The sequence below is a fragment of the Marinoscillum luteum genome, assembly GCF_044005705.1.
GTDB lineage: Bacteria > Bacteroidota > Bacteroidia > Cytophagales > Cyclobacteriaceae > Marinoscillum > Marinoscillum luteum.
Map to the genome: position 1 here is coordinate 205,789 of NZ_JBIPKE010000015.1, position 25,827 is coordinate 231,615.

The 25,827-nt window shown below is 47.0% G+C and carries 19 protein-coding genes; 1 reads left to right on the forward strand and 18 read right to left on the reverse strand.

Annotated features, from left to right (window positions below):
• Nucleotide 1: 1 nt before the first annotated feature.
• The 18 genes from ACHKAR_RS08675 to ACHKAR_RS08760 form a co-directional block, all read right to left on the reverse strand.
• A complete protein-coding gene (locus ACHKAR_RS08675) occupies nt 2-2,209 on the reverse strand; it encodes a xanthine dehydrogenase family protein molybdopterin-binding subunit (RefSeq protein WP_395417069.1) in 2,208 nt (735 codons plus the stop codon).
• Between the two features lie 17 nt (nt 2,210-2,226).
• Entirely contained in the window at nt 2,227-2,685 is a 459-nt protein-coding gene (locus ACHKAR_RS08680) for a (2Fe-2S)-binding protein (RefSeq protein WP_159579586.1), read from the reverse strand.
• Nucleotides 2,686-2,874: 189 nt separating this feature from the next.
• The gene (locus ACHKAR_RS08685) at nt 2,875-4,314 is read right to left on the reverse strand and encodes a carboxypeptidase-like regulatory domain-containing protein (protein ID WP_395417070.1); all 1,440 of its coding nucleotides are present in this window, start codon (nt 4,312-4,314) and stop codon (nt 2,875-2,877) included.
• Nucleotides 4,315-4,477: 163 nt separating this feature from the next.
• Nucleotides 4,478-4,696 (reverse strand): hypothetical protein, encoded by a 219-nt coding sequence (locus ACHKAR_RS08690; protein WP_159579582.1) that lies wholly within the window; start codon nt 4,694-4,696, stop codon nt 4,478-4,480.
• 29 nt (nt 4,697-4,725) lie between these two features.
• Nucleotides 4,726-5,541, reverse strand: coding sequence for a DUF2306 domain-containing protein (locus ACHKAR_RS08695; protein ID WP_395417071.1), 816 nt, complete (start codon nt 5,539-5,541; stop codon nt 4,726-4,728).
• Nucleotides 5,538-5,732: a hypothetical protein gene (locus tag ACHKAR_RS08700; RefSeq protein WP_395417072.1), complete on the reverse strand. Its 195-nt coding sequence runs from the start codon at nt 5,730-5,732 to the stop codon at nt 5,538-5,540. The genes ACHKAR_RS08695 and ACHKAR_RS08700 overlap by 4 nt, the downstream gene beginning before the upstream one ends.
• Before the next feature lie 79 nt (nt 5,733-5,811).
• Nucleotides 5,812-6,198: a DUF6567 family protein gene (locus tag ACHKAR_RS08705; RefSeq protein ID WP_395417073.1), complete on the reverse strand. Its 387-nt coding sequence runs from the start codon at nt 6,196-6,198 to the stop codon at nt 5,812-5,814.
• Nucleotides 6,199-6,236: 38 nt separating this feature from the next.
• Nucleotides 6,237-7,172 carry a DUF4249 domain-containing protein gene (locus tag ACHKAR_RS08710; RefSeq protein WP_395417074.1) on the reverse strand — a complete coding sequence of 312 codons (936 nt, stop codon included), beginning with the start codon at nt 7,170-7,172 and terminating at the stop codon, nt 6,237-6,239.
• 57 nt (nt 7,173-7,229) lie between these two features.
• Entirely contained in the window at nt 7,230-9,635 is a 2,406-nt protein-coding gene (locus ACHKAR_RS08715; protein WP_395417075.1) for a TonB-dependent receptor, read from the reverse strand.
• 137 nt (nt 9,636-9,772) lie between these two features.
• Complete coding sequence (locus ACHKAR_RS08720) at nt 9,773-10,288, reverse strand: GIN domain-containing protein (RefSeq protein ID WP_395417076.1); 516 nt, start codon at nt 10,286-10,288, stop codon at nt 9,773-9,775.
• Between the two features lie 11 nt (nt 10,289-10,299).
• The gene (locus ACHKAR_RS08725; protein WP_159579570.1) at nt 10,300-10,665 is read right to left on the reverse strand and encodes a GntR family transcriptional regulator; all 366 of its coding nucleotides are present in this window, start codon (nt 10,663-10,665) and stop codon (nt 10,300-10,302) included.
• 1 nt (nt 10,666) lies between these two features.
• Nucleotides 10,667-11,428: a hypothetical protein gene (locus tag ACHKAR_RS08730; protein ID WP_159579568.1), complete on the reverse strand. Its 762-nt coding sequence runs from the start codon at nt 11,426-11,428 to the stop codon at nt 10,667-10,669.
• Between the two features lie 3 nt (nt 11,429-11,431).
• On the reverse strand, nt 11,432-12,268 hold the full coding sequence (locus tag ACHKAR_RS08735; RefSeq protein WP_159579566.1) for an ABC transporter ATP-binding protein: 837 nt from the start codon (nt 12,266-12,268) through the stop codon (nt 11,432-11,434).
• Nucleotides 12,269-12,395: 127 nt separating this feature from the next.
• A complete protein-coding gene (locus ACHKAR_RS08740) occupies nt 12,396-13,727 on the reverse strand; it encodes an APC family permease (RefSeq protein WP_395417077.1) in 1,332 nt (443 codons plus the stop codon).
• A 168-nt stretch (nt 13,728-13,895) separates the two neighbouring features.
• A complete protein-coding gene (locus ACHKAR_RS08745; RefSeq protein WP_395417078.1) occupies nt 13,896-15,542 on the reverse strand; it encodes a glycosyl hydrolase in 1,647 nt (548 codons plus the stop codon).
• Nucleotides 15,543-16,042: 500 nt separating this feature from the next.
• Nucleotides 16,043-20,056: a Calx-beta domain-containing protein gene (locus ACHKAR_RS08750; protein ID WP_395417079.1), complete on the reverse strand. Its 4,014-nt coding sequence runs from the start codon at nt 20,054-20,056 to the stop codon at nt 16,043-16,045.
• Between the two features lie 208 nt (nt 20,057-20,264).
• A complete protein-coding gene (locus tag ACHKAR_RS08755) occupies nt 20,265-20,657 on the reverse strand; it encodes a response regulator (RefSeq protein WP_159579556.1) in 393 nt (130 codons plus the stop codon).
• Between the two features lie 12 nt (nt 20,658-20,669).
• Nucleotides 20,670-22,571: a PAS domain-containing sensor histidine kinase gene (locus tag ACHKAR_RS08760; protein ID WP_395417080.1), complete on the reverse strand. Its 1,902-nt coding sequence runs from the start codon at nt 22,569-22,571 to the stop codon at nt 20,670-20,672.
• Between the two features lie 319 nt (nt 22,572-22,890).
• On the opposite strand from ACHKAR_RS08760, the gene ACHKAR_RS08765 reads away from it, so the two are divergent.
• Nucleotides 22,891-25,815, forward strand: coding sequence for a triple tyrosine motif-containing protein (locus ACHKAR_RS08765; RefSeq protein WP_395417081.1), 2,925 nt, complete (start codon nt 22,891-22,893; stop codon nt 25,813-25,815).
• Nucleotides 25,816-25,827: the final 12 nt, after the last annotated feature.

Below are 25,827 nucleotides of genomic sequence, written 5' to 3' on the forward strand. Positions count from 1 at the left end.
ATCAAATCATTTCTACAGTTCGTTCCTGTTGAGCTGCCGTGCTGAAAGGCTGATGGTAATAACGCTGCCTGGTCGCACGATACATGGCATTGGCCAGTGCACCGATGGCCGGAGGTAATGAAGGCTCACCCAGACCTGTGGGGCTAATGTCATTCTGCACAAAGAAGGTCTCGATTTCCAGCGGTGCTTCTGTATGTCGGATCAGGCGATAGTTGTGAAAATTGCTCTGCTCCGGTGCCCCATTGACGAAGCTCAACTCGCTATACATCGCATGGCCGATTCCGTCGATGATTCCTCCTTCGATCTGATTGAGGGCTCCTTCCAGGTTTACCACGATCCCACAGTCAACCGCACACCATACCTTTTTGATCTTGATCTGATCCTCTACTTTGATCAGGTCAATGACCTGAGCCACATAGGAGTTGTGACAAAAATAGGCCGCCACACCTCTCGATACGCCAGGCATCTCCGCTCCCCAGTTGGCCTTTTCTTTGACCAGCTTCAACACCCCTGCATAGCGTGCAGGTTCATAGTCATTCTTTTCTCCAATAGGTACATTGATGGCCCGTTCGAATAGCTTCAGTCGGAAGTCTATCGGGTCCTGACCGGCAGCCTCCGCCACCTCATCCAGAAAGGCCTGCTCCGCGCCCGCTGTGAAATTGGAGTTGGGTGCCCGCCATGCTCCGGTGGAAATATTGGAAGACACTGCAGTACCCACTGCCCGGTAATTCTCCACCGTCCCGGCAGGGAAGCGATTGGCAAAAATGGGGTTGCTGTCAATGCCCACTCCTTTTACTTCGTAGGCGATCAGCTCATTATTCGCATTTAGCCCGGCTTTGAACGTCATTCGGTAGGCCGGACGGTACGTGCCCTGTGAAATGTCATCTTCCCGGGTGTAGACCAGCTTCACCGGTGATTTGATTTTTTGGGAAATGACGGCAGCCTCCAGTCCAAAATGCCCATAGAGCCGGCGACCAAAACCACCACCCATGCGGGTCATTTTCACGTCTATGTTCTCTACTGGCATCCCCAGCAAACTGGAAATGGATTTTTCCATGTATTCGGGGGTCTGTATGGGCCCTACGAGCTCCGCGGTGTTTTCTGTCACATCCGCGAAGAAGTTCATCGGCTCCATGGTATTATGTGCCAGGAAAGGGGCTGTAAAAGTTCTTTCGATCACCTTAGCTGCCTTTGCAAAGGCCCGATCTGGCTGACCGTCGATGCGCCGGACATCCGCTTCAGTGGTGTTCTCCAGTGCTCGTGCGAGCTGATCTTGATGATCTTCGGTGTTTTCAAGCGGGGTCTCCTGCTCCCACTCAGCCACAATCGCTTTCTTGGCTTTCATCACCTCCCAGGTGCTGGTGCCCACCACGGCAATCAGCTCCGGAAAAGCATTGGTATCCGACCATTGCCGCTCCTGAGGGGCAGTATTGATGGTGAACACATCCCTGATCCCCGGCATGGCCCGGGCGGCCTTGTCATCTAAAGATTTCAGTTTCATACCAAAAGCCGGCGGATGCACAATCATGGCAATGAGCATGCCTTCACGGTGATAGTCCAAGCCGAAAAGCGGCTGACCTGTTATGATTTTCTTAGCGTCTACATTGCGTACCCTGCTACCCACCAGTTTGAAATCTGCCGTATTTTTGAGGGTCACTTCTTCGGGTACGGGAATAGAAACTGCGGCTCCGGCTACAGCTCCATAGGTCGTGGACTTGCCACTGCTCTTGTGGGTGATCACCCCTTTTTCTGCGGTGAGTTCGTTCACATCCACTTTCCATTCATTGGCAGCAGCCTCCATCAACATCCTCCTGGCGGTGGCTCCTGCCATGCGTAAGGGTTCCCAGCCTCGTCTGATGGACTGGCTGCCTCCAGCGATCTGGCCCTGATAAAGATCGGTGTTGAGTTTGGCCTGCTCCACCACCACGTTTTTCCAGTCCACATCCAGCTCTTCAGCCACAATCATGGGCATGGAAGTTTTTACGTTTTGACCGATTTCAGGATTGGGTGAGAAAATGGTCACCAATCCCGTATCGCCAATTTTGATAAAGCCATTGATGTCAAACCACTCCTCAGGAATGGCCAGGGCAGTTTCACTCTTGGGCATGCATCCGGATAACCAGCTAAATCCCAGCACCATGCCCCCACCTGCGGCGGCTGATACTTTCAGAAAGGATCTTCTATTGAATTGTGTTGTAATCAGTGTCATGGTAATGTCTTTAGCGATCAGTTCGTTTGTGCGGCCGTTTTGATGGCCGCTTTGATTCGGGTGTAGGTGCCACATCGGCAGATGTTGCCATTCATGGCTGCACCGATTTCCTCATCTGTAGGATTTGGATTTTGACTCAGCAGGGCGGCCGCATTCATGATCTGACCCGCCTGACAGTAGCCACACTGCGGCACATCCTTTTCTTCCCAGGCTAGTTGGAGGGGGTGATCGCCTTTTTCTGACAACCCTTCTATGGTGGTCACGGCCTTATCCCCAACTGCACTCACAGGCAGAGAGCATGATCTTACGGCATATCCGTCCATTAATACCGTACACGCGCCGCACTGGGCCATGCCGCACCCGTATTTGGTGCCTACCAGCCGCAGGTGATCCCGCAGCACCCAAAGCACCGGGGTATCAGGGTCTACTTCGACAGATTGACTACTGCCATTAATTTTTAGAGTGAATGAAGCCATTGAATTGATTTTGATTGTAGAGAAAACGTTCAATCCGAACTGGGTCAAAATGAGCCATTCCAGTTGGTAAGGAATTTATAAAATTTCTGTGATTTTATAACTACCTCTTTGGCTCAAAAAAGGCTGTTCACTTGGGGTTTTCTAAATATCGAACCCTGAAAAACATGTAACCTGTGGACCCAATGAGCCTCACTCCTTCCTCGTATACTTCGTCAGTTCGGCACTTGGTGCGATTACGGTACGATTATCCCACAAGTCAGGTGCGTTGGAATATTCCTTTCTGAAACGAACCACCGCAGGTTGCTTCACAATCTCAAATTCGTTCGCTTCAAGGGGTTTCCTATCCAGGATCAGCAGCTCCCAATCGCTATGTATCTCAAAAGTCAGAGAGGCCTCCAATTTGATTTCATTCAATTCTTTGTCTATCAAAAAGCGTTTTTGCTTTTTCATGATAGTAAAATCACGCGCTATAGAAGCCGTCTCATGCTGCTTTGCATGGATGTATTTCACAAAATACCCTTCCTTTCCTTTTTCGAAAATGACTCGTCCCTGCTTTGAATTCATCGAGTGGCCAAACCCCAACAAATGAATGTTTTCACTCGTCTTCCCTGGCGCATAAGCAAAATCCAACTGGAGGATGGCAAAGGATTCCGTAGAGACGTACAAGGTTCCTTCAAACAAGCCTCTTTCCCGAGGAGTAAACGCTACCTGATAGACCAATTCCCCATTGAAAACCGTCACCTCTTTCATCCTGTAATCGTAGCGGTTTGGTTTGGTGATAAACTCCCAATTATCACTCTTGAGACTACCATAGTCTTTGAGCAGGAAGGACACCTCACCATCGAGCTGAGTGGTAGGTACGCGGTAGTGCAAGGAGTCTGCGTGAGGTTCCAAAGCTCCTGTGTCCTCATCGGGGTTGGTATCGGCTTTCATGGCAAAAACACCAGTACGGAACTTGTAATAGATCTCCTGATTGCCTTTGCTCTTTTCAATGTCCTCAAAAAAAGCACCCAGCTTTTTCTCAAGGATGGCCTCAAGGTCCTGCATGGCGTCCTCCTCCAAAGAAATAGCCTCCACAGGTACCAGCTTGTGCTTGTCTTCATCGTTATAGAATGAGAGGACGGCATCCTGATACTCGGTGAATTCATCAGGAAGCATTTTCAATAACCCTTCGATAGTCGCTTTATCCATCCCCACAAAGTCTGAGTGCTTCACATGAATCTGGTTGTCTTCGGGGAAGGGCGTCCGCTCAAATTTGTGATAAAACATGCGCCGCATCTCTGACCGCTCAGGATGATTCTTTGGATAATTCTCCCGGACCTGCCCGATGATTTCCCGACCGGTCAACTGCCTGGAGTAAACGGTGACTGCATCGAGGTTGATCTCAACCGGTCGAAGGTAAACCAAGGGACTCTTCTCGAAATCCTGAACGGCTCTCTTGAAAGTCTCATACCCCATGTAGCTAAATAGAAGCGTGTCTGTACCCAAAATAGATTCGCTACTCAGAACGAAATACCCTTCTGAGTTGGATATGGTACCCAGCTGACTGTCCATCACCGATATGCTGGCAAATGGGAGCGGCAAGTGCGTCTCGGCATCCAGTACCTGGCCAGATATGGAATTTCCCAAAACCCTGGCAGCCAACAAACAAAGTAATACCGAAAGACAACAACGTTTCATCGAAGTAGTAAACATAAGAGGTCTCGTCAAATGGTGATCACGATCACGCGTTGAAACATATGCTTTTCTTCCCTCATCATCACATAAAGCTTCATACTTTACTTTGATTATTCTATTCTGGTAAATCTTCACAATAAAGGCCGTAGGGCCTGATGAGCGCATCAATGTCCGAATCAGACAGGGCGCTGTGACATTCTATTCTGAGGACATGGTCACAGTCCTCTCTATCTACCGTCCACCTTTCGATGACCGGATGGGAATCCAACGCCTTTGCCACCCGTCTTACTTTCTTCCTGGAGCATATGTTCGATTTGAGAATAAGGACGTTCATATTGTCTCTTTAGAGTTTTGAAAAGCTCTTTAGCTATTGGGAAGCCAAAAGATCACAGTCGCCATAAAAATGCCTCCGGCCATCAGGGCCGTTAGCACCACCAGACCAAGCGTCATGGTCTTCCGGCTGGGCGGTCCGCCCTTTTCTTTCACCCAAAAGTATAACTGTAGCAGCGCCACAGGAATGAGGGTATGACCAAAAGCCAGAAAAATATCAAATGGCCCATCAAAAGTATCGGTATGCCCTGGCGCACCCTGATGGATAAGTATCCAAAGGCCAAACCCCACCCTGAAGAACCACACGCCACTGACCACCAGATAAAGCCTGAGCGCCCAGTGTCTGTGTACATCCAGTTTGCCCATCATCGCAAAATACATGGTCATTACAGCACAAACCATAATCATCAGGGCATTCAGGGTATTTCCGGCTCCCATAACCGGACCACCCACGGCTCCTCTACCAAAAATCATGTACAGCCCCGATAGACTGATGACAATGGCAGTGACCACATACGCCCGGCCATTCCAGCGATGAAATCTGCGCATATGCGTTTGCACCCATGGTGTCAACTGTATAGGGCCTCCCAAAGTGATGATCGCCGCCAGCAGGAGGTGAATACCCAGGGCCACGTTGCCCATGGTATCACCCGTAATAATCCCGTGATAAAGAATCTCATTCCAGGCTGCTAAATCCCCCTTGATGGTGGCTCCCCCATAGAAATGGAGAATATGAAAAACAAATATGAGCTGGCCGGCAACCGCGAATAAAAACCACACTTTTGCCGACCCACTGAGTAACTTTGATGAATGATCACGCACCAACGTGGGTTGGGTAATCATACTCATAGTCCCAGGTGTTTAAACCCCTCAAAAACGAGAAAGGCCGGCCAAACCAGGGCTTTTAACACGCCCAATACCCCCGCCCAAAAGCTGGTAGCCTGTGTGATGAAGTAGACTGCTGCCCCCACGAAACCAAGGCCGTATAGGCAGCTGGGTGTTCCATGATTTTTCTGTATTTTATGATTCATAGTGCTCATGATGTGATATGTTTTAGTGTGAGTCAATCATTTGAAAATTTCACGCCCGAATGATGTACGCCTCCGGGCTTAGCGCTTTCTATCTTCCTGAGCTGGTTTTGTCAAACTCAATGATGTTGGCGCTCACGGTGACCGTGCGTTTGTAAAAGAATGGAGGCACGCCCCCAATATGTTCTTCTGAGACCATGTTCACCAGTGCACGGGACCCTGTAGTCAGGTCTGCATTGTTCATCAAGTCTGCGTAGGCATTGGCAAAGAGTTGTTTCTTTTTCATTCCTCCAAAAACCAGCACATACGACACGTCGGCACTACCTCGCACCTTGTCCACTACGCGGTAATTACCACTGGCCAGATGCACCTGAGTCGCATTTTGATTTTGATTGAGAATGAAGGCATTGCTCGCTCCGCAGGAGCTGAGAATCACCAAAAGGATAATTGGAATGGAAAGATTCATTAACTTTTTCATAGACGTATGTTTTAAAATTTGATTTACTATTTATTGATTTAGTGCGCTTTCATTGATGCTTTCGCCAGTTCTTCTGAGAGCTTTAAGCCCCTGCTGCTGACGGCTGAAGTGTTGAAGAAGCCGGTAACCGGAGTATCTTCATCACCCACCGGATAGATATTGGTGGAGGTATTCGCCAGAGGCATTGAAAACAACTCAGCAAAGCCACCGGGTCTCGCTATCTGAAAATAGAGCCCATAGAGAAAATCAAAGGCCAGGTGATCCAGCGAGTGAATCTCCACGTAGAGAGAATCTCCCACCTCGTATGGTGGCAGGAGCTCATTGGCTTTCTCAGGATGGGGATCGTATGGGTTCATAAAATCCTTGCGAATGGGAATGATAAACTCCTGGCCATCTACAGGTTGACCAGCCGAAAAGCCAGCATCATAAGCCATATTGAGTTCACCGGGATTGCCCAGAAAGGCCCCATTTTTCCATGCCTTGATCCAGTAGGCATCCCCCGCTCCTGCAGGATCTGAAGCCACAAACTCCGCAGTATAATACTCCTTTTTCACGATCATATCCTTGGGGTTGTAGTGGAAAATAATGGAGTCTATTGGCGGCACCCTGCCCATCAGTGAAAAGGCCTCAAACTCCTGATCATCTACGGTCACCGTGAGCTTGTACTGATGTCCTACCTTTCCGAACGGTTGGTCAGTGGGGTACCAAAAGTATGACTCAGCTTCCTCCTGAAATTCATAGATTTCACCCGAATTAAGATCTTCTATCACCACATGAGCATCCGGGATCTTCTTAGGAATGGACTGGTCAAAATAGGGCTGAGACCTGGTAATTCTTATTTTCTGAGGTTCCATTTTTTGATTGACCCAGGCATCCACTACAATGATTTCGGCCGGAGCATTGAGCTTCGGAGTGATTTCGGTTTCGCAGGCAAAAGCGAAAACCGTGGCGAGAGTAAGGAATATATTTTTCATAATGAGTATATGGTTTTGTGTGAACCGACGCACCCTGTTTTTTTAGTAGTCATTTGATCAAAATTTGAAATTGTAAGAAATGGCAGGAATCAACGTACCGAGCATGGAGAGCTGGTTGGCGGAAGTAGCTATGGGCTGCTCCGCTGATTGGCGTTCACGGCCCTGAGAAAAGTAAATGCTGAATGGGTTCTTGCGCGCATAGACATTGTACACGGAAACCACCAGATTATCCTCACCAGAACGGCCCTTCTTACCTCTCCACACATTATTGATGGTTATGGCCAGGTCCAGTCGGTGGTAGGCCGGAATACGGAAGTTGTTACGCTTGTTGCCATCGATGTACGGAATCACATACTCCTGAATCATGATCCTGTCTGTAGGAAAGGTCGTTGGTGTGCCCGAAATGAAACTGAAATTTGAGGAGAATGATACTTTCTTACTCAAGTCATAAAAAGCCGCCACTTTGAGGTTATGTCGCTGATCAAACTTGGTCGGATACCAGCTTCCCACCCGGTCTTTGCGATAGCCATAGTTGATGCCATCCACTTTCAGTTCTGATTTACCAAGCGTATAGCTCACCCAGCCCGTCAGCTTTCCGGTATTCTTTTTGGCATATAGCTCCAGTCCGTAAGCCCTGCCCCTGCCAGAAAGTAACTGCGATTCCAGAAACTCATTGATGAAAAGATCGGCTCCATCAATGTAGTCTACCTGGTTGTGACTCCACTTGTAATAGACCTCTGCGGAGGTTTCATAGGCATTGGACTGAAAATTTCTGAAATACCCAAGTGCCACCTGATCACCCTGCTGTGGGCGGGTATTATTGCTGGAGGGCTGCCAGATATCTATGGGGGTAGCTGCCGTGGTATTCGAGATCAGGTGTATGTACTGATTCATCCTGTTATAGCTACCCTTGACGGAGGTCACTTTAGAAAGCTGGTACCTGAATGAAGCCCGGGGCTCGAGGTTACCAAAAGTTTTGATGCTTTCCCAATCGCCCTTTTCTTCCACAGAAATCAGGGGCCTTTCCATCCCCGGGAGGGTATCGCCATATTGATAAGCGGTACCGCCCATATAGTCAAATCTGCTGAAACGCAACCCGTATTGGAGTGTCAGACGATCCGTGAGCTGCTGGTCGTTTCCCAAATAAAGGGAGGTCTCCAGGGCTTTGCGGTGGTCCAGGCTGATGTCTGCAGTCACTCCATCACTCACGGTGATGGCATTGGCTGGCTCAAACTGGTAGAGAATGGCTTCCCCTCCGAACGTGAGCTCATTGCCCGCATTGATAAACCAGGTAAATTCCGGTTTGAAATTATAGGTGCTGATCTCGGACTTCCAGTCATACTTATCCAGCTCACTTTCTCCCAGCTGAAAACCATAGTCGTAGTTGCTATAAAACGCCGTGATGTTTGAGAAGAGTTTGCTCCCATACAGGTGATTCCACCGGACTGTGGCTGTTCGATTTCCCCAGTCAAACCCCTGAAATTCATCCAACCGAAATACATCTCTGCCAAAATACCCTGACACGTAAACCCTGTTTTTCTCATTGATATTGAAGTTGGTCTTCGCAGTGAGGTCATAAAAATACAATCCGGTATCGTCCTCCAGAGCATCAGTGAAAGTTCTGGCCACCACATCTGCATACGAACGCCGGGCAGCGATGATGAAAGAAGACTTGTCCTTCTTAAGCGGCCCTTCCACCGCGAGGCGACTGAAAACAGTGCCAATACCGCCAGTCACATCATAGGTCTTGTTGTTACCTTCTTTCATGCGGATATCCAGTATGGATGAAAGGCGACCTCCATATTTGGCGGGAATACCTCCTTTGTACAGCTTCACATCCTTGACCGCATCTGGATTGAATACCGAGAAAAAGCCAAACATGTGCGATGACTGATACACTGGAGCTTCATCCAGCAGCACCAGGTTTTGGCCCACACTTCCTCCCCTTACATTGAATCCAGATGCACCCTCGCCGACCGTGGATACTCCGGGAAGCAACTGAATACTTTTGATGATATCCACTTCTCCCGCAAATGCAGGCATCTTTTCTATGGATTTAATATCCATCACCGCAGTACTCATTTCAATGCTTTGTACATTCTCATCTAAAGCCTCACCAGTCACCACCACCGCCTCCAGCTGTGCCTCTCCTGCATAAAGCTCCAGGTTCAGTCGGAGATCCCCGGTCAGTTCTATCTCTTTGTGTATATCCGTATAGCCCATGTACCTGAAACTGACATGATAGGTTCCTTTAGGTAATGTTAGGGCGTAGAATCCGTAGGCATTGGAAACAGCTCCGTTAGCGATTTCACTCACGTATGCGGTTGCCCCTATCAGCGCCTCGCCATTGCTGGCATCTTTGATATAACCACTAATGGTGTGCTGTGGCTGAGCTGAGCCGATTGCGCTACTGACAAGACATAGTAATCCCAGTATCGCGCTGAGTCGATTTTTTTTCATCATCGTTAATTGTTTAGAACGCACCGGGCAAACCTCCCCTGATCAATAGTGATGTATCCTACTGTGAAGCAAGCCCAGTGGCATGGTGGTGTTTAAATGGTTAGTTTACTTTTTCCTTTGTTATATGGTTTACTGTTGAATCATTTTGACAGTTTGATCTGGCTGTCCCCAGACACCTCAAAAGAGGTATAATCGAATACATTTTCGTAACCCGAAAAGGTGCTACCCCCTTCGAGTACAACCCTCAGCGTATCTGAGTCAAAATCCGCATAATTTATCATGGCGCCACCCGATGCCCTGATGGTACGCAATCTGGGAACCGTGATCTTGACATGAATAGTATCTGAGGACTCCCCATTGTTAGCCGTTTTCAGGTAAAGAGTGCCGTCTACATTTTCCAACACAGGATTCAAGCCCTCCGCATGTCCGGTTTGAAGGAGTACCCGCTGCTCCAGGCCAAACCTGATTTTCGCGTTCCATTTGCCTGAAAAATCCACCTGATCAAAACCCTCAACTGCCACTGGAGCGAAAGGACTTCTTGCCTGAATATCACTGACCACCGCCATAGTCTCCTTACGGAAACTAATAAGGCTCACTATCAGTAACCCTCCGAAGATTCCGGCAACGATCAGCAGTATTTTCTTACTTGTTTTCATGGTTTCGGTTTTCAGGTACTGGATTTAAATTGCTGATAATACTCGTGAATGTCCTCCATATTCAGATTGAGAAGTTCCATGGTTTTAAAAAGCCCTGGTAACTCCTGGCTTACAAAATCAGATTTTCTGAGTGCTTTTGTCTTTTCAAAACCATCTTCACAGACAAAGTATCCTATCCCCCGTTTGTTAAAAATGATTCCTTTTTCCTGCAAATAATTGAATGTTCTCATGACTGTATTTGGGTTCACTTCAGTGTTTACCGCCATCTCACGCACGGAAGGGATCCGGTCTCCGGCATTCCACTTCCCCAGTAAGATATTCTCGCAAAAAAGGTCTGCTATTTGCAGATAGATTGCCTGATTGTCTTTAAAGTCCATGCTACGCCTCCTGCCCCTTTAAACCCAGATAAGTAATGACCCAGCTCAACGGTGCCAGGATCCACCAAAAAAGCCATTTGATAATGGCCCATATAGGCTGCTCCGCTATGACATCTATCAGCTCACAATCCACACCGGAGCATTCGTGCTCTGATAGGAAAGGCTCCCGCAACATGAAGTAAACAACCGTGCCGCAGATCACTGCCAGCACAATGAACACACTTACTGTTTTTGGGAAAACATACCCCCTAAAATGCGCAGCTCCTACCAGAAAGATTCCCTGCAGCACAAAATAGCATTTCATGGTGGTGATCGTAAATGCGCTCAGAGGATCAAAAGCATAAAACGTAACCCTACTGAATAATAGCTGTCCCAGGTAATTGGCCACCCAGGTATAGGCGGTGTAAGTGAGTGTAAACAGTACTATCCATACAATGGAAGTCAAAAACCACATGGACAAAAACCGCTCAAGCGTAGAGACCGGAAGGTTGAGATAGGTATATCTCCTCAGTGTACTACCAAGATCACTATAGGCAAGGCTACTCAAAATGAATCCACCCAAAATGAGCGTGTAAGCATAACCTTCTGAGTGATCGAAGACTTTCATATCTGGCTCTGTGACAATAGCCAGTAACATGCCCACAAAAAACAACAAGCCAAAAGCGATCAGAAAGGTCATGAATACACCTTTCCTACTCCTGAACAGTTCCAGTTTGAGCAACGACCAAAATCTTGAAAAGTCAAAAAAGTTCTTTGTGTTCATGGCTCAGTTCTGGAATATGTCACGGATTTTCTCTTTGCTACTCACTACGGCATTGAACAGAAGTTCCAGACTCAAATGAGTTTCCTCCTCTGATCCGCGCTCCTTTACCACAATATGCCCACCAAAATTGGATTCTGAATAGATCAGTCCTTTCTCCTCAGGTGGATTGGCTTGTCTGGTAAACGTGAGCTTGTCCGACACACTGGCATAATCCTGAAAGAAAACCACCTGGCCTTCATCCAGAATAATGATCGGATCAATCAGATTCTCCATATCACGAACCTGATGTGTAGAGATCATAAAGCTGCGCTCCTCATGAATCGCATTGGCTACCACCTTTCTAAACTGACTCTTCGACGGGATGTCCAGACCATTGGTAGGCTCATCCAAAATCAAGAGTTTACAATCTGTGGCCAAACCAAACGACAGGAGAAATTTCTTCTTTTGCCCGTAAGACAATGCTGAAAGTTTCTGGTCTTGTGTGAGCTGAAATTCGGAAAGATATCCCTCAAACCGCTCCTGATCAAATCTGGGGTAAAAGGGACTATACATCTTCACAAACCGATCGATGCGAATGGAAGGCAGGTAAAACTCCTCTGCCACCAGATAGATCTCCCGCAAAAACTCAGGATACCGGTCTTTGGGTTGAAAACCCGCTACCTCAATCTGCCCCTGAGTTGGATACAGTAGCCCGGCAATCATTTTGATCAGGGTGGATTTGCCCGCTCCGTTTTTTCCAAGAAGCCCATAAATATTGCCCGGAGGCAAAACAAGGTTCACTTGCTCAAAAAGCGGTTTTTGCTTACTGTAACCAAATGAAAGTTGATCAATCTGTATCATGCTTTTGCGTTAAGCTAGTGTACTATGCAACTAACACACTGCAACAGTAAGAATAAACGGACATAAAAGCAAATGGTTTAGATTTTTTAAGTTTCTAACAAAATCTCTCCTCAAACCCCTCAAAAGCTCATTTTGAACTATCTCCAGCCATACTGATTCTTTGTTTGATGTAGTAAGCAGCTACCCCCAGCAGCGCAAAAAGCAGTCCACCAAGCACCATTTGATACCCTGTAGAAGCCAGTATCACACACCACATAGCAATGGCGATATACACCGGCCATGGATAAAAGGGCATTTTATAAGGAAAGTCTTTGCGCTTTTGTCTCAGCATCAGCAGACCCACAGCCTGACCAATGAACTGCACAAGAATACGCATGGCCAATATGGCGCTGATCACCTCGCTCAGCTTAAAGATGAGGCTAAATACGAAAGCGATACCCCCTAAAAACAGTACCGACACGTATGGGAAGTTGCCCTTCGGGTGCAACTTGGCAAAGGGTTTGAAAAAGGCACCATCCACGGCCGCTGCATATGGGATGCGGCTGTACCCGAGCGTGGCAGAGAATACAGAAGAAAACGCCACCAGCAGAATGAGCACCGTCACTATTTTACCCGCCATGGGTCCCATGAGCTGCTCCATAAATAAGCTGATAACAAACTCACTCTCTTTGGCGATTTGCCACGGAATCACACTCACCACACTCACATTCATCAACATGTAGAGCGCAAAAATGCCACCAATAGAAAGGAACATACTCCTTGGGATGTTCTTGGTGGGATTGACAATCTCCCCACCCAAATGACACACATTGTAATAGCCCAGGTAGCTGTACACACTCTTGACAGAAGCAAAACCGATAGAAGCTACAAAGGCGTAATTGAAGTTGAGGTCTTTATTGATGTCTATCAAAGGCTGAAGGAAATTGCCATGAGCCACGCCACCACCGATGATCCATAGAATGGTGCCCAACACGGCTACCCACAGCACTACGCTGATCCGGCCTATGACTTCAATCCTGCGAAAGAGCATGATCACAATGCAAATGACCAGGCCCCCACTCACTACTTTGGACCCAACAGGGCCGAGCGGCAGCAGGTAAGAAAAGTAGGAAGCAAAACCAATGGCCGCTGAAGCGATGACCAAAGGTGCTTGTATCATGGTCTGCCAGACAAACAGAAAGCTCATCAATCCTCCAGATTTACTCTTACCGAAAGTCTCTTTTAGAAAATTGTAAGAGCCCCCGGCCCTGGGATACGCTGCCCCAAGCTCACTCCACACCATGGCGTCTATGAAAGACAAAGCCGCTCCCGCCATCCAGGCGTACAGAAAATATGGGCCGTTCATCAAACTGATGACCATCGGAAGGGTGATGAAAGGGCCAATGCCCACCATATCGATCATATTGATGGCAGTGGCTTGTAGCAGACTCAGGCGTCTTTCCTGTACAGGTTCAGGCATTTGTGAGATAAGTGTGGTTGACCATAGGTTAGCACTCTTTTACGAGTTGACGGCCCTATTTAATCAAATTATCCCTGAATAGAAAGCGGCTTCACCATGACATCTATGACAGACCGGCTATTTTTTGGATGGACTTGCCCATTTTGTCAACCAGCATACCGGGGATTTCTATTCCTTGATAATCTTAACCACCGAGCGGCTCTCCTGCTGCTCCACTACCACCAGGTATATTCCCTTAGGGAGTGATGAAATGTTAAGGGTTGTTCCTTCCCCTTTGGACTTTTGCTCCAGCATGAGGCGTCCCTCCTGGTTGTAAACACTGGTGCGTGCGCCGGAAATACTGTCTGGATTTCTAAATCTGATCTTCAGGATATCTGAGGTGGGAGACGGAAACACCGACACTGTGCCGGTCTCTGGTCTTGCTGCCAAAACACCCCTTATCACCACATCGTCCACCACATGAAAAGTTTGAGTGGTAATGGCTCCACATTCATTGGTAAAGGTGGCGGTGGCGGTACCCAATCCATTCAGGGGTACTGTCCGCTCCGTATCTGATCCATCAGCCGCGCCGGCAGTGCCATACCCACTCCATTTCCAGGTACCCGCGTCATCCGTATCTACCCTGAAAGTGATGCTGCCACTTCCATCATCCACCCCGATTTTATTGGTTTCATACCAATCGGCTAATTCGCCTGGTCGTATAGAGGCTGTAATTTTGGAAGGAGCGCATTCTGCATCCCAGCCATAGTCATTTTTGATATCCGGAAGCTCATCCAGCGTAATGACCAGGTGACTCTGATAGGTATTACGTAGGTAGTTCTCATCTACTCCTGTAAGCCAGTCGGTATGCCAGATCATCCACCACGACCACATGGCCCCCGTGCGGATACAATCTTCCGGGTCGGGTGGATTGCCCGTTTCATGAAAAGTGACGGGGTAGTTGTTGCCACCTACCGATTCCAGCACATCGTTGAACATGGTGAGGTGTGCGTCGGTGGTATTATCATAGGTATCAGCCCCAGCGATATCTACATACTCGTCCCCAGGAAACCAGGCGCCATTGGGATCACCGGTATAGCAGAGCACCCATATCAGGTTGTTAAGCTCCCGCTCGTGTACCAGATAGTCATACATGGTAATCCATATCCGCTTAAACTGTGACGAACCTCCTTTGCTCCACCAAAACCAGTTACCGTTGAGCTCATGCAGTGGTCGCCAGAGCACTGGCACATTGGCATCTTCCAACTTTTGCAGCCAGTCCCCTATTCGCTTGAGGTCTCCCCAAAAATCCTCATATTCAGGAGTGCCCTCTATGAAGCATTGATCAATATCTATCGTTGCTTTACTGTTCTCATACCCTTCTCCTACTCCCGGTGCTCCCCAGTGCCACATCATGGTAGAGATACCACCATCATTCCAATAATTTATAGCTCTTTGGTTTTCAAGGGCATTGGACGGCTCATTGATGTAATCAAAGCCGGCGATCGCCGGCTTCAGGCCCGTAGCATTCTGCACGTAATCAATCTCGTTGATCCCCCAGGGAGCCCACATCTGACCAGACAAAGTCTTTTTGCCAAACATATCCTGTATATACCTGTAAAGTGCAACCGCCTCTGGTGAGGGATTGGGCGTACTGAGCACATCTGACACCTCAAAATCCTTGAGATCTATGGTGTGATTCAGTCTGGACGATCCACTGACCTTCTCAATCTGATTGTGCTGTACCTCTACTCCTGATATGGATAAGACAGGGGTATCCTGTGCGTAAGCACTTGCAATTAGAATAAGTGATAAGAACGCCAGTGAATATTTCATGCTTCAAAAGTTTAACTGTGAATGTAAAATACGCATGACAATTTTGCCATTTCCGGATGGCGTACTTCTCTCAAATAGACAAATGCAACACCTGATATGCTCAAAGCATACTCACTTCATCTGAAATCATCACACCTCACCGGCAGCCAATGGTCACTTGACGTGTATCAACAACCACTCACCGAGAAGCCAGCATTCAATAATCCTTGATTCATCAATTTTATAAGGGTATTGCAACGGCACCAGGAGTATGGACCGCTTATTGCTTCACCTGCTCCATCGCCTTTAGCGAACAAATAGAACTTAAACCAAATAGTCATATGCTACAGATTTCTTACCAAACAAGTACCTCCCGACTTCAGCTTGAACTAAGATGCCTGCAAATGGAAATGTTAAAAAAGCGGCAGGAAAGAAGATTTGAAGACATAGAGCAATTAGAAACCAAAGTGGATAGAATCCACAATGAACTCATGCGGCTGAGGCAGTTTGTTGAGTATTGACTACTCTTTAATAAACCTACGTACAGCCCCAGAGGAACGAATAAAATAGATTCCGTTTGGCAACGTACTAACATCCAGTTCTATCCGCGCTGGCTCATGATTCAGCATTTCTATTAAGTACGTAACATCGCGTCCGGCCGGATCAAACACTGAAAAGCCATCCATACCATTGATGTTGCCAGAAAGAGTAAGGGTGTTTACTGCAGGGACAGGATAAACCTTAAAAGCAGGCAGCCCCAGGTACTCAGCCATCACTACAATACTCTGTGAGTAGGTAAACTTCCCATCATAATCTGTCTGCTTCAGTCTGTAATACGCAAAATCTATCGGCTGCCAATCAGACCAGACATAAGTAAGCAACTGGTCACTGTCACCGGCACCTTGTATACTATCCAGTATCACCCACTCAGCATTCCTTCCTTTTCGCTCCATCGTGAAGTAATCATTGTCATGTTCGGAAACAGTCACCCACTTAAGGTCCACTCTGTTGGTGATAAATTGTCCCTCAAAACTCAGCAGCTCAATAGGTAATATTGTTTTTTCATCGGTACTTCCAATGGTGAACCATTGGCCAGCACTAAAATCGATATTCTCAAAAGTGGCAATCGAATCTGTATAAGACGAAACCGGATAGAGTGTGGCATTCTCAAAATCTCCATCATCACTATCAACGAGCAGTCTGAGGTGGCTACCGCTTTCTACCTCATAGCCCGTCAGATCAAAACTTACAGAAACAGTACCTACCTCTCCCGTCTCATCCACCCGCCAGGTTCTGTGCATGGCATTGTCGATCCCGGCAGGCGGATCTGTCCAGGCAATGAACCGCGGGCCATACATGGGATCAGCGTTATCGTGCCCCCACAAGAGGTAATCGCCATCATCGAGGCTCGAGGGAGAATAGATTCTGACAATGGCAGGGCCCTGAGCATCCTGATGAAAACTGGATATCGTTTCCCTCCCAATACCAGCCACATAGTGCTCATAAGTTCCCGGAGTATCATAGGCGTATCGGTCGTTCGAAATGGTAATTCCATACTTAGCTGACAGATAATTATCTACAATGATCCTCTGCGCGGTATTCAAACCGAAATTGTAAATGGCCAACTCGGAAATATATCCTTTCAGCCCAGCTGAGGCTATGGACTGATGTCGTCCGATTCTGGTAGCTGCCGGGGTGAGGTCTCCATCACTGTCACTCAGGGTGCTTTCCAGGGTACTATTGAGGTAAATCTGATAATTACTTCCACGGTTTCTCATATAATCTACCATCTGAAAGGCAGATGTATTAATGTTTGTGGTGGTCACTGGGCCACCCAACCCTCCACCGGAATTATCCCTTTTCTGAAAACCATATTTGTTGGTGTTAGCTACTTTCAGACTAGCAAGCTCATTAGTATCTACCGTTCTATCAATGATGTAGTCGCCAGAGCCATCTGATGTGGAGCCCGACGCATAGGAAGTGGCTTCTACTACAACGAAATAAGTAAACCCTCCATCTCCGGCAATACCTGGCGACCCTGCATCTATATAGGTGTCCCCCGTAAAGTTCATAGCGGGCTGTGTGTTGACAATATTGGTGCGATAGATGGGCTGATTAGCGGGTGCTGCCTGATTTGCGTGATTGGCATTACCCGATAGGTCTTGCCATTGTTGCACTCCGTTGCCATCTGTAGCCATGGTGCTCCCGGCATCAGCGAATACACCCGTATCCGCCTTCAGCCAAAGCTTGTTGGTGCTGGCATCTCCCACACCTCCCGGACCAGTGTATCCGAAAAACTCATCATCCAAAATAGTATAAGTGTGAACGGTATTTGTACCCAGAGATGCATTCACAGGTGAAGAGATGGTGATCACGATGGTTTCCCGCAGCTCAAGAACAGCATCATCCACCACAGTAGCGGTGAGGTTGCCGGAAGCACTCCCTGCAGGTATGGTAAACGTGCCACTACTCAACGTATAATCAGTGCCCGAGCCCGTGGCTGTACCAGACACGGCATAACTCACCGTCGAATTTAGACCAGATATTGCATCCAGATCTATCTGAAAATTAACGGAGCTGACAGCTTCCGATCCGCTTGAAGTAGCTGTCGTAAACTGAATGACCGGAGAAGAGTCGTTATCATTGATGGTGTAGGTATACACAATGAACCCCGTACCTCCCAAAGGAGCTACCCCATCCAGGTTGCAATTAACAGGGTTGGATAGGGTAATAATGATGGTCTCATTATTTTCATACAGCGCATCATCATTGATTGTAATATTGAACGATCCGGATGAGCCTCCTGCTGCGATAGTAACCGTGCCGGCTGCTAGTGTGAAGTCCGTCCCCCCGCCAGTGGCAGTTCCTCCCGTCACACTATAATCCACGGAAGTAGGATTCACGCCATCGATGTTGTTGATGGAGATGGATACAGATACTCCTGTCACACTTTCAGCACCACTGGACGATGAGGCATCCAAATAAATTTTTCTGGAGTTATCATCATCAAAAATGGTATAGGTGTGCGAAACAATACTCCCCAAGGTGATTCCTGATGAAGGATTGCTCAATGTGATGTCAAAATCCTCACTATCCTCTACCGTGACGTCATTGGTGATGCTGATGGTATAGCTACCCGATGAAGTCCCTGATAGTATCGTAGCAGTACCTCCGGTCACAGAAGTATAGTCGCTCCCTGCTGCGGCTGAACCATCCGAAGTATCATAATCCACTGTCCTATCAGTTGCAGTAATAAAATTCAGCTCCACTTCTACCACCGCATCGTTTGGCTCAAAATCACTGGATGTACTGAGTGTATGCTGAACCAGAGGTTCTATAGCAGCTATCGCCACATGATCACCATCACTAATGGCTAAAGCATTTACGGTGTACTCCGTACCAGATGAAAAGGTAAGCTCATATACACTCGCTCCACTACTGAAGTCTCCATCTGAGTCTACCATCAGTGCATATAGGGTGTGATCAACAGGTAAAGATGGCAGTGTAGCGACATCCACTGTTACGTCCACTGTTCCCACATCCCCTGTCTCATCCAGGCGCCATTCCCGGGAGAGTCTCTGAATTCCTGACTTATCCGAAGGAGTCTCTGTGGAGGTCCATGTGGAGGTCACATCAGTATTGTCATGCCCAAAAAGAAGATAATCAAGATCACCCAAAGCGCTGGCTCCCGATATTCGCAGTATTCCCCCAGACATGGCCGCTGTGTGTGTGTTGCTGGCGTTCTCACGTCCAATCCCGGCTACTTCATGGCCATGATTGCTGTCATATGCATATTTATCATTCGCTATGGTCAAGCTGTATTTAGCCGCGAGATAAGTGTTGATGATATTGAGCTGAGCAGTATTCAAGTGAGTATTGTAGATGATCAGCTCAGAGATGTACCCTTTTACACCATTATTGGCAGTATTGAAATGCCTACCTATACGTGGTACAGGCGGAGTGAGGTCGCCATCTGCATCCGCTACAGAAGCGTCGAGGGATCCGTCGAGATACAATTGATAGGAAGTCCCTCTTTGACGTTGATAGTCTATCACATGAAAATTGGTAGTATTCACAGCAGTGGCGCTTACCGGCCCACCTAGTCCACCCCCGGCGTTCGTCCTTTTCTGAAAACCATATTTATTGGTATTGGTAATTTTCAAGCCTGCAAGCTCATTGGTAGCTGGTGTCCGGTCAATCAAGTAATCACCTGCTCCGTCAGACATTCCTCCTGCAGTATAACTGGTATCCTTAAATACAATCACATAAGAAAAGCCTCCTGTACCAGCTATCCCTAATGCTCCCGGATCGATGTAAGTGTTACCGGTAAATCTGAGTGCCGGCTGTCCATTGATGACATTCGTTGCATAAACGGGCCTGTTTCCTAAGGTAGCCTGCGAGGCATTGTTATTATTACCGGAGTGATCATTCCATTGTCTTACAGCCACTCCATCAGTAGCCACAGTGACGCCCGCATCACTATATACATTCCCGTCGGCTTTGAGCCAAAGTCTGTTGGTTGTGGTATTACCCACACCTCCAGGTCCTGTCTGGGCAAGGCCTAGGTGTGTGCCAAGCCAGAATATGACTAGTAAAATTTTATAGGGTTTCGGAATCAAATGACTGGTTCTATCTGGTTGAGTAAGCTAATATCTGTTCGGTGATTTATAAGACAACTATTCGACAGGAAAGTGGATATTTGGGACGAAAAGACTCATTAACAAAGTGATCATTTTTTTTGAGTCAGCCCTGCAAACGACTGGCGGCAGCCAGGAGAATGGTATCTTCTATTTCGCGGGCATCAAAGGGCTTGGTGAAGCATTTCAAAATCAGGTTATCGGATAGGGCCTGCTGAATGTCATCATCATAGCCATACCCTGTGAGGATGCAATAAAAGATTTTACTATACCTGGCTTTGGCAATTTTGATAAACTCCAGACCATTCATTACCGGCATTCTCATATCACTGATCACCACGATGATCTGATTGTGATGCTCCTCCAGTTCATCCAAAGCCTCCATGGCAGAAATAGAAGTAATCACTTCAAATTTCCGATTAAAGTTAGCCTTGAAGACAAAGAGGTTATCTTTTTCATCATCTACATATAAGACCGTTATGTTTTTATGATCAACCATCCTTATGTAAATCTAAGGATTTGAAAACGTGATCGTGAATTTTGACCCTTTTTTTAGCTCAGACTCCACTTGAACCTCTCCATTCAACTCCTTGATGAGGGTATAGGTAATGAAGAGCCCCAGGCCTGTTCCGGCCCCAGGGGCTTTAGTCGTAAAAAACGGATCCCCTATTCTGGAAAGGTTCTCCTCAGCAATCCCCTCTCCATCATCCTCAAAAGTCACAACGATCCCATGTTCTTGCCTGGCTGTTCGAATCACTATGTGCCCCTGCTCCTGAATGGACTGCTCAGCATTTGCCAGAATATTCAAAAAAGCCTGATGCAATTTGCCCTCGTTGCCAATGACAACCAGTTCCTCTGATGCATAGTCCTTCACTATTTGCACTTTATGCTTGAGGTTCGACTGGAGCATTACCACACAGTGATCAATGATGTCATGGATCACACAACGTTCCTCCATGCTTTTCACCTGTCTGCTGAAATGTGTGAGGCTCTTCACTATTTCACTTGCTCTGTTCACCCCATCATCGATGATTTCCAGAAATGGCTTGAGCAGTTCTTCATCATATTCCGGGAGCTCCTTCAACTCCTGTACCAGACCAGAGCATCCATTTTTGATAAAATTCAGTGGGTTGTTGATCTCATGACCAATGCCAGCCGCCAGTATCCCCAATGAGGCCATTTTCTCAGCCTGAATCAGCTGAGACTGTGTTGATTTCAATTCTTTCAGGGCTTGTTCCAACTCACTATTCCCTTTTACAAGCGCCTCATTCTTCACCTTCAGCTCCCGGGTTCTTTCGGCCACCACGTGCTCCAGATTTTCCGTATAGCGCTCCAGCTGATACTCTACCAGCTTTCGCTCGGTAATGTCGAGCAAAACACCCTCAATCAGCCGCAGCTCATCGCCTTCATAGATTCCCTGCCCGTACTCATCCACCCAGACCCAATCTTCGGAATGTTTGTTTTTCAACCTGTAGGTAATGTGGAAAGGCTCCTTGTGTTCCAATGCCGAATCTACTTTCGCAAAAATCGTTTCCTTATCATCGGGGTGATAAAGGTCCACAAAGCTGATCTGATTTTGAATAAATTCATCAGGTGTATACCCGGTCAGGTTCATCACTTCCAGGTTGAGGTATAGCATGCTGTAGGTCTCATCATTTCGGCACAGGTAAACGACCCCTGGAATATTGTTTGCGATAGCCCTAAACCGTTGATCACTCTCTCTTAGTCTGATCTCGGCTTCTTTCAAGTCGTTGATGTCCCTAGATACAGTGATCAATGAGCTGATTCCTCCCATGTCATTTTTGATCACCTCTGTATAAGTGTCCAGCCAAATATAGGTGCCATTTTTGTGCAGAAAGCGATACTGAACCCGGTGAGGCTGAAGGCCCTTCAACGCCAGGTCATGGGAGGTTTTCACCACATGCGCTATATCATCAGGATGAAAATAGGTGTAGGGATCCTTCCCTATCAACTCCTCAGGCTCATAGCCAAGAAGTTTGTGCACTGATGGGGACACAAACTTATAAGTACCCCCCGGATCGTGGGTACAGATCAGTTCTCTGCTGACCTCCAGCAGATACTTATGTCGTGCCGCGTCTTCCTGTGAGGTCAAATCTACCCGATGCTTTTCATGTGACGATTCGGTATGCTCCCTTGCTCCGATGTACTGGCCGTCCATGTAAAATGCTGTTTTTTGTTGAACCAGAAAAACCTCTCCGGGTGCTATCAATTGCCGCTCCCCTAGAGATTTTGCTTTCAAAAACTGAAGCGAATCAATGAAAGAATTAAGTGATTTAAGATCCTCTTTTTTTATTCCATAAATAATAAAAGACTGATCTGGTTGATGATTGGATAAGAGATCAAAAACCCTGGCTAATGGCTGCAACTCAGCATTAATCAAAGAAATATTCATACTGCCTGGATGGTTTGGCTGATAAATTACCCATTTATTATCAAAAGGCACTTCCAAAATAGTAGGAGTTGGTGAAACTTCGACCACCAGTAACCAACTGTCTCCAAACGACATGATATGACAGATGAATGGATTCACCCGGTCAACTGGTCGGGAAGGGAAAAGCCTTAAAAAATGAAATGGGGTGACATATGAAGTAAATTTGAAGTAGTGCCACCGCAGGGTTTTCCTTCAGGAATTAAGATAAAATTTTGTAATATGCGCATTAGACAACACTTTTTTGACCAGCAGCCTATAAGTGGTGAACCAACGATTATGTATGCTTTTATGGGGGCTCATCTGTGGCCAGATCGCCTACGGCCAGATAGGAAATAAGGGTGTACCCAACATCCGCAATTTCACTTATGATGAATACCAGGCCGGTGCCCAAAACTGGAGCATCCTTCAGGATGATCAGGGAAGGATGCTCTTCGGCAATAACTACGGCCTGCTGGAATACAATGGCAGAGACTGGAGTCTGATTACACAACCCACCAACAAGACCGTAGTCTGGTCTATTTACAAAGGAAGGGACAGCACCATCTATATAGGAGCACAAAACGAGTTTGGCTACCTCAAAATCAACAATGCCGGTCAGAAACGTTACATTTCCCTGCTCTCCAAGGTTCCTGAAGACTCAAGAGAGTTTAGCGACATCTGGGCCATTCTGGAGACATCCTCCGGCATTCACTTTCATGCCAGAGGTGCCGTCTATATCTACAAGGATGACACCATCAATGTGATAAAAACTCCAATGATTGACGGGTTTTCCAAGATTGGCGATTCTATTCTGGTGCAAGATCGCTCATTTAACATTTATGTAGTAAAACCGACCGGACTCCGCAAGGTCATCAGCGGTGCAGATGTACAGGGCACCGTCCTCAGAATCTTTGACAATCATCATGGCGGCCTGCAACTCGTGACCCAGCACCACGGCATTCTCACCTTTGAGAATGGTAAAATAGTGCCTGAAAAACACATCAGTAGCGCTTTCATGCAAGGGCACAAAATACAATGTCTGTACAAACTACGTAATGATTATCTGGCAGTGGGCACCGTGGGTGCCGGACTGCTGATACTAGATGATGCCTTCAGGCCTATCCAATGGCTCAACAAAAGCAACGGCCTGCAAAGCAACACCATTCTTGCCATCGGTTCTGATCATATCGGTAACCTGTGGGTGGCGACAGAAACGGGCATTGATTATGTGCAAACCGCCATTCCTCTATATAAGATTGCAGACAATTACGAATTAGAAGGAACTGTTTCCTCCACGCTCATTCACAATGACAAACTGTATGTGGGCACCAATTCAGGGGTATTCTATACCGAATGGAACGACCAGGAAAACCCCCTCACACCAACCCTGCACTTCAAGCAGATCACGGGGCTGTCTGGTCAGGTATGGAACCTCCATCTCATCGACGGTCAGATATACGTATGTCAACATGAAGGGCTCTACCGAATTGAGGGCAGCTCTGCCATCAGAATTTTCGAAGGCACAGGTGTTTGGAACCTTATACCCATTCGGGAAGGCAATCCAAAATACTATCTCCAGGGTGCCTATGATGGCATTCACCTATTTGAGCTCTCCGATGGTGATTTCAGATACCTGCGGAAAATTGAGGGATTTGAAGAAACCAGCCGAATCATAGAGCTGGATGACAAAAACAACATCTGGATGGCCCACGGATACAAAGGCATTTACAGGCTCCGGCTGGATCAAGCAATGAAGCGCTTCGCTGAGATGAAGCTTTACAAAAAGGAGCATGGGTTTCCTACAAGTCTCTTTGTCAATCTTTTCAAAGTCAAAAATCAGGTTTTGTTTGGTACCGAACGCGGTACCTATCAGTATGATTACGCCCTGGACTCGATGGTGGCAGATCCGCTATATACGCGCATATTGGGCAATACCCAGCATATCCGCCTATTGAAGGAGGATGACGGCAAGGTATGGTACATCAAAGGTCAGGACATGCATGACGAAATGGGAATCATTGACTTTTACGACAATGAAAAATATGAAGTCACCAAGGCTCCCCTGCAGCATCTGCAAGGCCGTTTCAATCCGGGATTTGAAAACATCAACTCACTCAGCCAAAATGCCGTCCTTTTTGGAACCAAGAATGGTATCGTTCTTTTTGATCGTACGGTAAATCGGAATTATGCCAAGCCCTACCTGGCTTCCATCACTGAAGTGCGCTGCGTAACCAATGACTCCCTCCTTTACGGACAACTACCCATCGATCAGCAAAAACCTATTTCTGATCATGTGGATCCTCCGCTACTCCGGTACGATCAAAATGCTATCCGGTTTTATTATGCCAGTGACTATTTTGAATCGCCCGATCAGACTTCCTATAGCTACTATCTGGAAGGTTTTGACAAGAGCTGGTTTACCGGTGAGCATGAACTATCGAAAACCTATACCAACCTTCCGGCTGGAGAGTACATCTTCAGAGTCAAAGCCACCAATGTCTATGGGTTTGAAAGCAAAGAGGCTCACTATTCGTTCAAAGTATTACCTCCCTGGTACCTGACCACCATGGCCAAAGTAGCCTACGTCATCACTTTTTTGCTGATAGGAGTCGGTTTGATGAAACTCTACCGAAAGAGGATTGAAAACGCTCAAAACAAAGAACGGCTGGCACAAATGGATGTGCTTCAAAGAAATCGTGAAGAATACAATGCTGAGAAACTTCTCACAGAGCAGGAATTGATCACCCTTAAAAATGAAAAACTCGAGGCTGAAATTGCCATTTCCAGGTCAAAAATGGACGTGCTCAATGCTGAAATGGCCGCTTCTATCATGATGATTACTCAAAAAAACGGAGTGCTCATCAAAGTGCGTGAGGACCTGGAAAGCCTGCTCAAAAAAGCAAAGGACTCCAATAAGGAGTTGATTCAGCGGGTGATCAAACACATCAACCAGGACATAGATACGGACCAGGATTGGCGCCAATTCAAAATTCACTTTGACAAAGTACACGAGGATTTCCTGGAGCGTCTCAAATGCCAGTTTCCTGACATCACTCCTAAAGACCTCCAGTTGGCAGCCTACCTCCGACTAAACCTTTCTTCAAAGGAAATAGCTTCGATGATGAATATAACAATCCGTAGCATTGAGGGCTGCCGATATCGCCTGAGGAAGCATCTCAACCTCAGCAGCGAAACCAACCTCAGTGAATTCATCATCAAATTCTGACCAAACCAAGTA